This is a genomic window from Vibrio sp. CK2-1, from assembly GCF_021726515.1.
Taxonomy (GTDB): domain Bacteria; phylum Pseudomonadota; class Gammaproteobacteria; order Enterobacterales; family Vibrionaceae; genus Vibrio.
This window is the reverse complement of sequence record NZ_JAKKCJ010000007.1, coordinates 13,509-27,061: the sequence shown is the minus strand read 5'-3', so window position 1 is coordinate 27,061 and position 13,553 is coordinate 13,509. Positions and strand designations below refer to the sequence as shown.

The window sequence follows — 13,553 nt, the reverse complement described above, 5'->3', positions numbered from 1 at the left end:
CAATATCGTTGATAGTGAGCATTAAAAAACAAAAGGAGCCCAAGTTGGCTCCTTTGTTTTGTGACTAAGTTGTTTTCGTGACTAGTGTCGTTTCTGGTGTGGCTTTCAGAATAAACGATTCAGCCCATTGAGCGCTGCTACCCGATAAGCTTCCGCCATGGTTGGGTAGTTAAACGTAGTGTTGACGAAGTATTCAATGGTATTGGCCGGGCCTTTTTGTTCCATAATGGCCTGTCCGATATGGATGATTTCCGCAGCGCGCTCTCCAAAGCAGTGAATGCCTAAGATTTGTTTGGTTTCTCGGTGGAATAAGATTTTCAGACTACCAATATCTTTACCGGCAATCTGCGCGCGCGCTAAATGTTTAAATGACGCACGTCCTACTTCATAAGGGACTTTTGAGGCGGTGAGCTCTTGTTCTGTTTTACCAACCGAACTGATTTCTGGAATGGTGTAAATGCCGGTTGGAATATCATCAATTAAGAATCCATCAGCTTTGCCTTTCGCAATCGCTTGAGCAACAAAGCGCCCTTGGTCATACGCCGCGCTAGCAAGACTAGGGTAGCCAATTACATCGCCTACTGCATAAACATGGTCAACTTCAGTTTGATAATGCTTGTTAACCGAAAGCTGTCCACGTGAGTCTGGCGTTAATCCCACTTGTTCTAAATCGAGCTTGTCGGTATTACCAGTTCGGCCATTGGCGTAGAGTAGGCAATCGGCTTTCATTTTCTTGCCTGATTCAAGGTGCACGATCACGCCGTCATCGGTGCCTTCTACTTTATGGTAGGTTTCATCGTTGCGGATCACGACACCACTGTTCCAGAAATGGTAGGAAAGGGCATCGGACGTTTCGTTATCGAGGAAAGCCAGTAAGCGATCTCGAGTATTAATTAAGTCTGTTTTTACCCCTAGACCACGGAAAATAGACGCATATTCACAACCGATTACCCCTGCACCGTAAATGATGATGTGTCTAGGATCATGCTTGAGGCTTAAAATCGTGTCGCTGTTGTAGATGCGTTCATGGGTAAAATCGACATCTTCAGGCTGATATGGGCGAGAGCCGGTAGCAATCACAAATTTATCAGCAGTATATTCTTCAAATGTGCCATCGGATTGTGCAACCGACACATTGTTTGGGCCAGTAAACTTGGCGCTGCCAAATAACAGGGTGCAAGCGTTGCGATCATAAAACCCTTGGCGCAAGCGAGTTTGTTTATCAGTGACACTTTTGGCGTGGTTGAGAATGTCGGAAAACGAAGCTGTTAAGCTAGTGTTGTTTTTACAGAAAAGTGGGTTGCTATTGAATTCAATAATGCGGCTTACGGCATGACGGAGGGCTTTAGACGGAATGGTTCCCCAGTGAGTACAACCGCCACCAACGCTACTTTCTTTTTCAATTATTGCAACGTTAAGTCCTGCTTTTGCCAACCCCATTGCGGCACCTTCACCGCCAGGGCCACTACCAATGACAATGACATCAAAGTGTGTTGAATTCATCATGCTTTCCCTTGATATTGTGTGAAATCCTCAAACGCATACCGAAATTGATATTCGGTAGGGCTAAGATAGTAACGCATTAAATTATTGGGTAAATGATTGAGGTGAAAGACAGTCGCCACGATCACATAGATTGATGCTGAGAGAGAAAAATAGCCTGCTGTTGAATAATTTATTGAGCGAAGATAGGCGATAGATGCATTTATCGGTATATTAGCCACATGGTGATCAACGAGAAAGCATAATGGGTATTCGAGCTCAACAAAAAGAAAAAACACGCCGCTCATTAATTGATGCCGCTTTTGGGCAACTTAGCGCTGATCGCGGCTTTTCAAACTTAAGTCTACGAGAAGTGTCTCGTGAGGCGGGGATTGCACCAACCTCTTTTTACCGTCACTTTAAAGATATGGATGAACTCGGTTTGGTGATGGTGGATGAAGGCGGGTTGTTATTAAGGCAATTAATGCGTCAGGCTCGCCAACGTATTGTCGCGGAAGGCAGCTTAATCCGTACATCGGTGCAAACCTTTATGGAGTTTATTGAACAAAGTCCTAACGTGTTTCGTTTGTTATTGCGTGAACGTTCGGGGACGTCGGCTGAATTCCGTGCCGCGGTGGCACGTGAGATCCAACATTTTGGCGCAGAATTAACTGAGTATTTAGTCGGTGCAGGAATGGCGCGAGAAGTGGCGGCTATTCAAGCGGAAGCCTCAGTAATGATTGTCTTTACCTCAGGTGCAGAAGCGCTTGATCTAGAAGAAGATGCTCGTGATGCTCTGGCAGAGCGTATGATTCTGCAGTTAAGAATGCTGGCGAAGGGTAGTACTTTGATGAAAGGCTCAATTAAGAAGAACGATTAATCATTAAAAGCCTTTCCCTTTCCACGAAAATAAGAGAAGGGAAACGAAATAAGCCGCTGAATATGAAGTGACCCCCAATAGTTTGACAACCAGCATTGGGGGTTATTTTTGTCTAAATACATCAGAAAATTAAAGCTCTGTATCGCTGTAGTGGCTTATGCGCCCATATCCGTTAGTATTCTTAAATAGTACTTGCCTTCAATACCCGGCTTAGATAATTTATATAAATTAGCTAAAACCACCTGACTGTATGTAAAAGGCGTACTAATATGACCGATCAATCTATATTCGATAGTATCAAGCAAGCCTTAAATGATGCTCCCCGTAATCAATACACTGCTGAGATGCACCTGCAAATGATTAAGTATGCCGATGACCTGAAAGGCATCACTGCGAAGGAATTCTGCGAAGGCGTAGGCTTAAAGAGTAGTTTCGGTACTGAATTTTCCAAAATGCGCAATCTAACGACACGTCTAAAAGCCGCTGGTTTAAATACCGCTGAGCTATAACTGCCCGTCTTCTATTTAAGGTTTTACAAACATGGCAATTAAAAAAACAGAACTCTATTCATCCCTTTGGGCTAGTTGTGACGAGTTGCGTGGTGGTATGGATGCCAGTCAATACAAAGATTACGTATTAACCATGCTGTTTATGAAGTACGTATCAGACAAATACAAAGGCGACCCTTACGGAATGATAGTCGTGCCTACAGGGGCGAGCTTTGATGATTTGATTACGCTTAAAAATGATAAAGAAATCGGCGACAAAATAAATAAAATCATCTCAGCGCTTGCGGAAGAAAACGACTTAAAAGGCGTAATCGACGTAGCTGACTTTAATGATGAAGATAAGCTTGGCAAAGGTAAGGAAATGGTTGACCGCCTGACTAAGCTGGTGGGTATTTTTCAAGGCTTAGATTTGTCAGATAACCGTGCTGATGGTGATGATCTGCTTGGTGATGCTTATGAGTATTTAATGCGCCACTTTGCAACCGAGTCCGGTAAATCTAAAGGTCAATTTTATACCCCTTCAGAAGTGTCACGAATTTTGGCTAAAGTGGTGGGGATCACCAAAGACACGCCACAAGATGCGACAGTATATGACCCTACCTGTGGTTCAGGCTCATTATTATTAAAAGCCAGTGATGAAGCACCGCGTGGCTTATCTATTTTTGGTCAAGAGATGGATTACGCCACCAGCGCATTAGCACGCATGAACATGATTCTGCACAATAACGCGACGGCTAAGATTTGGAAAGGTAACACGTTAGCTGAGCCACAATGGAAAGATGCTGCGGATAAATTGAAGGCTTTTGATTTTTCTGTTGCTAATCCACCGTTTTCAAATAAAAACTGGACCAGCGGCTTAAACCCAAAAGATGATCTGTTTAAGCGTTTTGTGTGGGGCACACCACCAGAAAAAAATGGTGATTACACCTTCTTGCTGCATATCCTTGCTAGTTTAAAAAGTACGGGTAAAGGGGCGGTTATCTTGCCGCATGGGGTGTTATTCCGTGGTAATGCCGAAGCGGATATTCGTGAGAACTTGATTAAACAAGGCTATATAAAAGGCATTATTGGCTTACCTGCGAACCTGTTCTACGGTACGGGGATTCCTGCTTGTATTATTGTGCTGGATAAAGAGCATGCGCAAAAAGCCGTAACCTCTATTGATGAAAGCGGTGAGTGCAAAATGCAGGGTCGTTCTATCTTTATGGTCGATGCCAGCAAAGGCTTTATGAAAGACGGCAATAAAAACCGACTACGTAGCCAAGATATTCACAAAATTGTGGATGTATTTAACAAAGGCTTAGAGCTAGAGCGCTTTAGTCGCTTAGTTAAAATTGATGAAATCGCTAAAAATGATTACAACCTCAACATTCCCCGTTATATCGATTCAAGTGAACCTGAAGATTTACATGATCTAAGTGCTCACTTGCAAGGCGGTATTCCAAATAAAGATATCGATGCGCTTGAGCATTTTTGGCAAGTGTTTCCAAGTATACGTGCGACCTTATTCGGTACAAAACAAGGACAAGTGGCGCGTGAAGGCTATAGCCACTGTTTAGTTGAAGCAAGTAAAGTCAAAAGCAGTATTCTCGCTCACCCCGAGTTTAAAGAGTTCGCAACTCGTAGCTTATTGCCGTTTACAGAATGGAGTAAGCAGATACAGCTGAAAGAAATCAAACTGGGTGACAGCCCTAAAGAGCTGATCTTCGATATCTCTGAGCAACTGCTAACGGCTTACTCTAACAGTGACTTATTGAGTAAATACGACATTTACCAAATCTTAATGGATTACTGGGCAGATACCTTACAAGATGATGTCTATGTGCTGGTACAAGATGATTGGCAAGCTGGCACAGTACTGCGTGAGCTGGTGGCCGTTAAAGGTGAGAAGCTAAAAGAAACACCCGATTTAGTGATTGCTAAAAAGAAATACAAAGCTGAGCTTATCCCACCAAGTTTAATCGTGGCGCGTTACTTTGCCGATAAGCAACAAGCGATTGATGATCTACAAGCTAAGCAAGATGCTGCCAGCCAAGCGCTTGAAAGCTACCTTGAAGAACAGAGTGCAGAGGATGGTTTATTAGTTGAAGCCGTTAATGATAAAGACAAAATCAACAAAGCCAGCGTAACGGCAAGAGCTAAAGTGGCTACCGATAGCGAAGAACTCACCGCCCTCAAGCAAGCCATCAAGCTATTTAATGCTGATGCCGCCGCTAAAAAAGCCGTAAAAGACGCCCAAGAAGCTTTAGATTTATTGGTGTTTAAGCAATATTCAAAGCTTGATACTGATGAAGTAAAAGCCCTTGTCGTTGATGATAAATGGCTCGCGACTCTACAAGCCAGTATTGTTGCTGAGATTGAGCGAGTAACCCAGCAAATGGCGAATCGGGTTAAACAACTGGAAGAGCGCTACAGCTCACCACTGCCAACCTTGACTAAATCGGTTGATGATTTAAGCGATAAAGTTGCAAATCATCTAAAAGCTATGGGTTTGGAGTGGACGTTATGAGTTCAGAGCAATGTATAACTGAAGGATATAAGAAAACAGAGGTTGGAGTGATTCCTGAGGATTGGGTTGATTTTTCATTTGGTGATATTTGTACCGTAAATCAAGGCTTACAAATACCTATTGAACAACGAAAATCCCACCCCGGCCAAAGATCAAAAATATATATTACAATTCAATATCTTAGCTCTATGGAGAGGCCCGAATATATTGATGATTACTCTGTATCAGTTTGCTGTAATCGTTCAGATATTTTAATGACTAGAACTGGTAATACGGGAATTGTTGTCCATGATGTTGATGGTGTCTTTCATAACAACTTCTTTAAGATAAATTTTGATCGAAAAAAATTTAATAAATTGTTTTTAGTTTATTACTTAAGATCTTTCAATTGTCAAAAATCAATTTTAGATAAAGCCGGTACAAGTACTATTCCAGATTTAAATCATGGTGATTTTTATTCTGTTAGAATAGTTTTACCTCAAGATATTAAAGAACAAACAGCCATTGCCAATGCCTTGTCCGACGTAGATGCCTTACTGAGCGAGTTAGAAAAACTCATTGCCAAAAAACAAGATATTAAAACTGCCGCCATGCAGCAACTACTGACAGGTAAAACCCGTTTATCGCAGTTTGCGACTTATACTGATGGTGATAAGCAAGGGCAAGTTAAAGGTAGTAAAACAAGTGAGTTGGGTGAGATTCCTGAGGATTGGGATGTCTATGTTATTAATGATGTGATTGAATCTCTTTCTAGTGGAGGAACTCCATTTAGAGGAAATAAAAGCTTTTATAAAGGAACGAACCTCTGGATAACAAGTGGTGAACTTAAGTACGGGCGGATCACGGATACAATAGAAAAGATTAACAATGAGGCTATTAAAGCATCGCACCTCAAGGTGCATCCAGAGGGGACATTTTTAATGGCAATTACAGGATTGGAAGCTGCTGGTACTAGAGGGTCTTGTGGCATTGTTGGAAAACCTGCAACAACGAACCAGTCTTGTATGGCTATTTATCCGAATAAACAGCTTACCAGTGAGTTTCTATTTCATTGGTATGTATATAACGGTAATGAATTAGCACTAAAGTATTGTCAAGGTACTAAGCAGTTGAGTTATACCGCAGGTCTATTAAAGACATTACCAATTTTGCTGCCAAAGAACCCTGAAGAACAAGCTGCCATTGCCACTATCCTTTCTGATATGGACGAGGAAATTCAGGCACTACAGCAACGCTTATCGAAAACCCGCCAAATCAAACAAGGTATGATGCAAGAGCTACTAACGGGTAAAACCCGCCTGCCGTTTGATAAGGTCGATGCAGATTCAAAGGGAGAAATTAATGCCAACTGAGCAAAGCCTAGCACAGCTGCAAGGGTTACTACGTGAGTTGTGCCATTTGCCAAATGAAACTGAATGGGTGGAGTTTAAACACAACAATGCCGATGCGCCTATGATTGGAGAATAGATCTCTGCTTTGGCTAATTCTGCTGCTCTACTAGGTAAGCAATCCGCTTACATGGTATGGGGTGTGGATGATGATACTCAAGAAGTGATTGGTACGGATTTTAAACCCGCGAATGCTCGCCATAAGCAACAAGAATTAGAAAGTTGGTTACTACAAAAAACCGCTCCCAAAATTCACTTTCAGTTTTATACATTTGAAAGTGCTAATGAAAAGCCCGTGGTCATTCTCGAAATACAAGCTGCTAGCCATACACCTGTGCAGTTTGATGGCACTGAGTATATTCGTGTTGGTTCGTATAAAAAGAAACTACGTGAGTTCGCAGAGAAAGAGCGAGAGCTATGGCGGGTATTTGATAAAGTCCCGTTTGAGCAGCAAGCCGCCACAGAGAATAGTAGTGCTGAAGAAGTATTGCAGCTACTCGATTACCCTGCCTACTTTGAACTAACCGCACAACCATTACCAGAGGGCCGAGATGGCATTCTGGCTGCCTTGCAAGCGGATAGACTTATTAATAAAACAGATAGTGGACATTGGAGTATCGCGAATGTAGGGGCGATATTGTTTGCTAAAAAGTTACAAAGTTTTCAGCATATTGGTCGCAAAGCCGTACGTTTGATTCATTACCGTGGTAATAGCCGTGTTGAAACCGTGAGAGAGCTGGTTGGTAATAAAGGTTATGCCGCAGGTTTTGAGGGATTAATTGATACCATTAAGACTTTGCTTCCTGCGAACGAAGAGATCGGCAAAGCCTTTCGTAAAGAAGTGCCAATGTATCCAGAATTGGCGATTCGTGAGCTGGTGGCTAATGCAATCATTCACCAAGACTTCTCGTTAACGGGCACTGGCCCAATGATTGAATTGTTTGATACTCGCATGGAAATCACTAATCCGGGGGTGCCACTTGTGGATACGGATCGCTTCATCGATTCACCACCACAAAGCCGTAATGAAATGTTGGCCTCGTTTATGCGTCGCATCAATATCTGTGAAGAGCGTGGTACGGGGATAGATAAAGTAATCTCTCAAACTGAGTTGTACCAACTTCCCGCTCCTATTTTTGAAGTCACAGAAAGGCATACACGAACCGTGTTATTTGGTCATAAGCCGTTTACTGAGATGGATAAAGAAGATCGGATTCGTGCTTGTTATCAGCATTGCTGTTTACGCTATGTAAGTCGTGAGCACATGAATAATGCCTCACTTAGAGAACGCTTTGGTATTGAAACAAAAAATAGCGCGACAGTGAGTCGAGTGATTAAAGATGCAGTGAGTAGTGGGCTAGTTAAGCCTTACGATCCTGAAGCAGGGGCCAAAGCGATGCGTTATGTGCCTCATTGGAGTTAATTTGCTTGATCGTTGCTTGATGGGTTAGTGCTTAATCGTACTTTGAATGTGTCACTTCTTGTTTAAGTTTTTGATTTTTATCTTTTTAATTTGCTTGATCGTTACTTGATGGTTTTCTAAATCATCCTGATTAGTAAGGATTGGACAGAAAGGAATAAATGGATGAGTACCGTAGGCCAAAAAGAGCGTAAGACCCAAGATCGCGTGGTTCGTTTTTTTCGCGAACAGCTAGGATATGACTACTTAGGTAATTGGGAATACCGAGAAGGAAACCGTAACGTTGAACCTAAGCTGTTAAGAGATTGGTTAGTTAAGCGTGGCGTACCTGAAGCATTGATTGCCCGTACATTACGTAAGTTAGATATGGCAGCAGCTTTGGGGGAAGGTAAAAAGCTTTATGATGCGAATAAGGAAGTCTATCGCTTATTGCGCTATGGCGTAAAAGAGAAAGAAGGTGCTGGTGAGCAAAATCAAACAGTATGGCTAATTGATTGGAAAAATATAGAAGCGAATGATTTTGCCATTGCCGAAGAAGTGACAGTCAAAGGTGAGAATAAAAAACGACCAGATATTGTTCTCTATGTAAATGGTATCGCGTTGGGTGTGATAGAGCTTAAACGTTCCTCCGTGTCGGTAAGTGAAGGTATTCGTCAAAATCTAGATAACCAGAAAAAAGCCTTTATTCGTAACTTCTTCACTAGTATGCAGTTGGTCATGGCAGGCAACGATACGCAAGGTATTCGTTATGGCACTATTGAAACCACGGAGAAATACTATCTAGAGTGGAAAGAACCAAGCTGTGATACCGCGTTACCACCAGCCGATATGGTGACTGAAACCATTCTAGATACTCATTTGGCGCAACTGTGCGATAAAAAGCGCTTCTTACAACTCATTCATGATTTTATTGTGTTTGACGCAGGTGTTAAAAAAACCTGCCGTCACAATCAGTTCTTTGGTATTCAAGCCGCTAAAAAGTACGCCCAATCACACTCGACTAATAAACAAGGTGGGATTATTTGGCATACCCAAGGTTCTGGTAAAAGCTTAACCATGGTGTGGCTAGCTAAATGGATAAAAGAAAATATAACGGACGCTCGTGTGCTGATTATCACTGATCGCACCGAGTTAGATGAGCAGATTGAATCCGTTTTCTCTGGTGTAGATGAAAAGATTTATCGTACCAAAAGTGGCCTTGATCTAGTTACCACTTTGGGGGAGTCGAACCCGTGGTTGATTTGTTCGTTAGTGCATAAGTTTGGCCGAAATGGTGAAGGTGAAAACGAAGAAGCGAGTGAAGAATATATAGAGTCTTTATCTAGCAGCGTTATGAATGATTTTGTTGCCCAAGGAAACTTATTTGTGTTTGTTGATGAATGCCATAGAACGCAATCGGGCAAACTGCATAGTGCGATGACCTCTATTTTACCTGATGCGATGTTTATTGGCTTCACTGGTACACCATTAATGAAGAAGGATAAGAAAAAGTCCTTAGAGATATTTGGTCCTTATATTCATACCTATAAATTTAATGAAGCGGTAGAAGATGGTGTTGTCTTAGATTTACGCTATGAAGCTCGCGATATCGATCAGCATTTAACTTCTCAGAAAAAGGTCGATCAATGGTTTGAAGCAAAAACCAAAGGTATTTCCAATCTAGCGAGAATGCAGCTTAAGCAGAAGTGGGGCACCATGCAAAAGGTGCTATCGAGTAAATCTCGCTTAGAGCAGATTGTTAGTGACATCTTAATGGATATGGAATTAAAACCAAGGTTAATGGATGGTCGTGGTAATGCAATGCTAGTGTGCGCCAGTGTGCATCAAGCGTGCGTTGTTTATGATTTATTTAGCAAAACGGATTTAGCGGGTAAATGTGCGATTGTTACTAGTTATCAGCCAGTTGCAGGTTCAATTAAAGGTGAAGAGTCTGGAGAAGGCTTAACAGAGAAGCTATTTAAGTATGATACTTACCGAAAAATGTTGGCTGATTACTTTGAACAAAGTGAAGATGATGCAGCCAAACGAGTTGAAGAATTTGAGAGACTGGTAAAAGAGCGATTTATCAACGAGCCAGGGCAAATGCGCTTGCTTATTGTAGTTGATAAGCTGCTAACTGGGTTTGATGCCCCTTCGGCAACCTACCTTTATATTGATAAAAGCATGGCTGACCATAATCTATTTCAAGCTATCTGTCGTGTAAATCGTCTCGATGGTGAAGACAAAGAATACGGCTATATTATCGATTATAAGGATTTATTCCGTTCTTTAGATAAGGCGATTAAGGACTACACCGCAGAAGCATTTGATGGATATGATCAAGATGATGTTGCTGGTCTGCTTAAAGATCGTTTAGTGCAGTCCCGTGAAGACTTAGACAATGCGTTGGAAATGGTTCGTGCCTTATGTGAACCGGTAAAAGCGCCGCGTGATACCAAAGACTTTATTCATTACTTTTGTGGAGAGTCGGGTGTTGAACCCACTGATATCGATGAGCGCTCAGAAAAAGAAGCACTTCGTTTAACCTTGTATCAAGCAGTGGCTAAGCTGTTAAGGGCATACGCTAATTTGGCTAATGAGATGGAGCAAGCGGGTTATTCACCTACCAAGGCTAACAGTATCCGACAAGAAGTGATCTACTTTGAGAAGGTACGTGACGAGGTTAAGCTAGCCAGTGGCGACTTGCTGGAAATGAAGCGTTTTGAACCAGCTATGCGCCATCTTCTTGATATGTATATTCGTGCTGATGATAGTGAATTACTCATGGACTTTGAGGAATTAGGTCTCATTGATTTAGTGGTGAATAATAACGGTGAAGGGTTAGGCTCATTACCGAAAGACCTACGTGAGAATGAAGACGCGATGGCTGAGGCCATTGAGAACAATGTGCGAAAAACGATTGTGGATGAAAATCCAATCAACCCGAAATATTACGATCAAATGTCATCATTGTTAGATGAGATTATTAGGCAACGTCGAGAAAAAGCACTCAGTTATCAAGAGTATCTTGAACAGATCCGGGAGTTGGCTAAAAAGGTGGTAAATCCTGGTGGTAATCGTAGTGCTAGCTATCCTGACTCTGTAGATACCGCCGCAAAGCAATCTTTGTATGACAACTTTGGTAATGACGAAATACTTACTACCAAAATTGATACGGCTGTCCGTTACACTAAAAAAGCCGATTGGTTAGGTGATCGTTTTAAAGAGCGAGAAATCGCTAATGCTATTCGTGAAGAGATTAAAGGATACGATGTCGATATTGTGGATGTGATGGAGAGAGTGAAAGCTCAGAAGGAATATCATTAATGTCGGTAATAGCGAGTGAAAATATTACTATTGCTGGTATTGAAGTTCAGGTGAATCGCAAGGCGATTAAAAACCTGCATTTAAGTGTGTTACCACCTCAAGGGCGTGTACGATTATCAATACCGCACGGCACTGGCGAGCAGGCTATCCGTCTAGCGATTATTAATAAGCTAACTTGGATAAAGCAACAACAGGCCGATTTTGCTGCTCAAGCCCGTCAATCAAGTCGAGAGATGATAAGTGGTGAAAGTCATTACCTGTGGGGGAAGCGCTACAGACTTAGTATTGTGAATACATCAAGTAAGCATTCAGTAACAGTAAAAGGTGTGAGTAAATTAGAGCTAGCAGTAACAGAAAATACCAGTGTTGATAATCGACTTAAGTTGCTTAATGGTTTTTATCGTAAACGGATGCAGGAATCTATTGATAAGTTACTCCCAGTTTGGCAGAAAAAATTAGGTGTTGAGCCAAATAGTGTCAGTATCAAAAAGATGAAAACCAAATGGGGGAGCTGCAATATACAGGCAAAAAGATTATGGCTTAACTTGGAGCTAGCTAAAAAGCCCCCTGAGTGCATGGAATACATTTTGGTGCATGAGTTAGTTCACTTGATTGAGCGCCATCATAACGAGCGTTTTAAAGCTCTTCTGGATAAAAACATGCCTGATTGGCGTGAGCGTAGAAATCTTCTCAATAGTCTACCTTTGGCCTATGAGGATTGGAGTTATTAGCCAATTCAAGCGATCATTACAAAGGGGATGCTCACATTCTCTTGTTTTCCCCTTACTAAAATGATGCTCCAACCCTAGATTAGAGAATGTCAGCGCTATTACATTATTTAATTTCAAATATTAGTCATTTAACACGTGATTCTATAAAAGAAGGCTTAGACGAATTTTGTGAATAAGTAGATTCCCCCTCCCTAATGAAAACTAGGGGAAGGGGATTTCTAATGAGCCTTTTTCTCTCAGGTTATTTTTTAGAAAACGACTCTACATTAGGTGGAAGTAAAAACAGACCTACAGGATTAATACTTAAATATAAATGATCCACGCTTTCAGGATCAAATTGAGATGAATTTAACTGTAATAGCAATTCCTTATCGTGCCACTTTACAACAATTTCATACATAGACCCCATATAGGCAATATTATCAATTTGACATTGCTGACACGCTTCACCTTCAGTACTTAATAAAATAGCCTCGGGCCGAACTCCAATTTGGTACTGACCAGCGGGAAAGCTCAACGTCGTTTCATCATCTGCTGGAATTTTATAACCATTAATGATGAGATCTTGACCATCATATTCCCCATCAAAGATATTCGCTTCCCCCATAAAGTTTGCCATAAACATAGATGTAGGATGTTTATAGAGATCTGTCGGTGAGCCCGCTTGCATAATTTCACCATCTTTCATCACAATGACAGTATCTGAAACAGCAAATGCCTCAGATTGATCGTGAGTGACATATAACGAGGTAATATTAAATCGTTGTTGTAATTCTCTAATAGTTTCTCTCATACTTCGACGCAAATTTGCATCCAAATTACTTAAAGGCTCATCAAACAGCAGTACTTTTGGTTTTAATACTAAAGCTCTGGCTAATGCGACACGCTGTTGTTGACCACCTGATATCTGATCAACATATCGTTCACCGAATCCTTCCAGATCGACTAACTTTAATGCCTCATCAACACGTTGCTTAATTTCATCTTTTCCTAACCCAATCATTTTTAGGCCATATCCCACATTGTCATGTAAAGATAGGTGAGGAAATAAAGCGTAAGATTGAAACACCATACAAATATCACGCTGTTGTATTGAGGTACTGGTAACATCTTCGCCATCAATATAAATCTGGCCACTGGTAGGTTTTTCTAATCCTGCGACTAAACGAAGTACAGTGGTTTTACCACATCCAGAAGGCCCTAGTAGAGTCACTAAACTTCCTTTTTTAATTTCCAGATCCAAATTGCCAATGACCGTTTTATCTCCAAAGCGCTTGCAGATATTCTTAAGAACGACAAAGTTTTCATTTTCCATATTTATATCTCCA

Annotated in this window: 10 protein-coding genes; 8 read left to right on the top strand and 2 right to left on the bottom strand. The window is 41.4% G+C overall.

Annotation, left to right across the window (positions count from 1 at the left end):
• Nucleotides 1–105: 105 nt before the first annotated feature.
• On the bottom strand, nt 106–1,506 hold the full coding sequence (sthA, locus tag L3V25_RS14785) for a Si-specific NAD(P)(+) transhydrogenase (protein WP_237296252.1): 1,401 nt from the start codon (nt 1,504–1,506) through the stop codon (nt 106–108).
• 241 nt (nt 1,507–1,747) lie between these two features.
• Here sthA and fabR point away from each other — a divergent pair, with 241 nt between their 5' ends.
• The 8 genes from fabR (at nt 1,748) to L3V25_RS14750 (ending at nt 12,225) form a co-directional block, all read left to right on the top strand.
• Nucleotides 1,748–2,362, top strand: a complete 615-nt coding sequence (gene fabR / locus L3V25_RS14780) for an HTH-type transcriptional repressor FabR (protein ID WP_237296251.1) — start codon at nt 1,748–1,750, stop codon at nt 2,360–2,362.
• A gap of 269 nt (nt 2,363–2,631) precedes the next feature.
• Nucleotides 2,632–2,871, top strand: a complete 240-nt coding sequence (locus L3V25_RS14775; protein WP_237296250.1) for a transcription factor — start codon at nt 2,632–2,634, stop codon at nt 2,869–2,871.
• 31 nt (nt 2,872–2,902) lie between these two features.
• Nucleotides 2,903–5,380, top strand: a complete 2,478-nt coding sequence (locus L3V25_RS14770; RefSeq protein ID WP_237296249.1) for a type I restriction-modification system subunit M — start codon at nt 2,903–2,905, stop codon at nt 5,378–5,380.
• Complete coding sequence (locus tag L3V25_RS14765; RefSeq protein WP_237296248.1) at nt 5,377–6,732, top strand: restriction endonuclease subunit S; 1,356 nt, start codon at nt 5,377–5,379, stop codon at nt 6,730–6,732. The genes L3V25_RS14770 and L3V25_RS14765 overlap by 4 nt, the downstream gene beginning before the upstream one ends.
• Nucleotides 6,722–6,847 (top strand): hypothetical protein, encoded by a 126-nt coding sequence (locus L3V25_RS16530; protein ID WP_267135504.1) that lies wholly within the window; start codon nt 6,722–6,724, stop codon nt 6,845–6,847. The genes L3V25_RS14765 and L3V25_RS16530 overlap by 11 nt, the downstream gene beginning before the upstream one ends.
• 9 nt (nt 6,848–6,856) lie before the next feature.
• Nucleotides 6,857–8,191, top strand: coding sequence for an ATP-binding protein (locus tag L3V25_RS14760; RefSeq protein WP_237296247.1), 1,335 nt, complete (start codon nt 6,857–6,859; stop codon nt 8,189–8,191).
• Between the two features lie 162 nt (nt 8,192–8,353).
• The gene (locus tag L3V25_RS14755) at nt 8,354–11,494 is read left to right on the top strand and encodes an HsdR family type I site-specific deoxyribonuclease (RefSeq protein WP_237296246.1); all 3,141 of its coding nucleotides are present in this window, start codon (nt 8,354–8,356) and stop codon (nt 11,492–11,494) included.
• Nucleotides 11,494–12,225 carry a SprT family zinc-dependent metalloprotease gene (locus tag L3V25_RS14750; protein WP_237296245.1) on the top strand — a complete coding sequence of 244 codons (732 nt, stop codon included), beginning with the start codon at nt 11,494–11,496 and terminating at the stop codon, nt 12,223–12,225. Before L3V25_RS14755 ends, L3V25_RS14750 begins: the two co-directional genes overlap by 1 nt.
• 241 nt (nt 12,226–12,466) lie before the next feature.
• Here L3V25_RS14750 and fbpC read toward each other — a convergent pair whose 3' ends face one another.
• Nucleotides 12,467–13,540: a ferric ABC transporter ATP-binding protein gene (gene fbpC, locus L3V25_RS14745; protein WP_237296244.1), complete on the bottom strand. Its 1,074-nt coding sequence runs from the start codon at nt 13,538–13,540 to the stop codon at nt 12,467–12,469.
• Nucleotides 13,541–13,553 lie beyond the last annotated feature (13 nt).

Coding starts and splice junctions, on each gene's coding strand:
- L3V25_RS14765 (WP_237296248.1), top strand. CDS start 5,377: ATGAGTTCAGAGCAATGTATAACTGAAGGATATAAGAAAACAGAGGTT.
- L3V25_RS16530 (WP_267135504.1), top strand. CDS start 6,722: ATGCCAACTGAGCAAAGCCTAGCACAGCTGCAAGGGTTACTACGTGAG.
- fbpC (WP_237296244.1), bottom strand. CDS start 13,540: ATGGAAAATGAAAACTTTGTCGTTCTTAAGAATATCTGCAAGCGCTTT.
- sthA (WP_237296252.1), bottom strand. CDS start 1,506: ATGATGAATTCAACACACTTTGATGTCATTGTCATTGGTAGTGGCCCT.
- L3V25_RS14775 (WP_237296250.1), top strand. CDS start 2,632: ATGACCGATCAATCTATATTCGATAGTATCAAGCAAGCCTTAAATGAT.
- L3V25_RS14755 (WP_237296246.1), top strand. CDS start 8,354: ATGAGTACCGTAGGCCAAAAAGAGCGTAAGACCCAAGATCGCGTGGTT.
- L3V25_RS14770 (WP_237296249.1), top strand. CDS start 2,903: ATGGCAATTAAAAAAACAGAACTCTATTCATCCCTTTGGGCTAGTTGT.
- L3V25_RS14750 (WP_237296245.1), top strand. CDS start 11,494: ATGTCGGTAATAGCGAGTGAAAATATTACTATTGCTGGTATTGAAGTT.
- fabR (WP_237296251.1), top strand. CDS start 1,748: ATGGGTATTCGAGCTCAACAAAAAGAAAAAACACGCCGCTCATTAATT.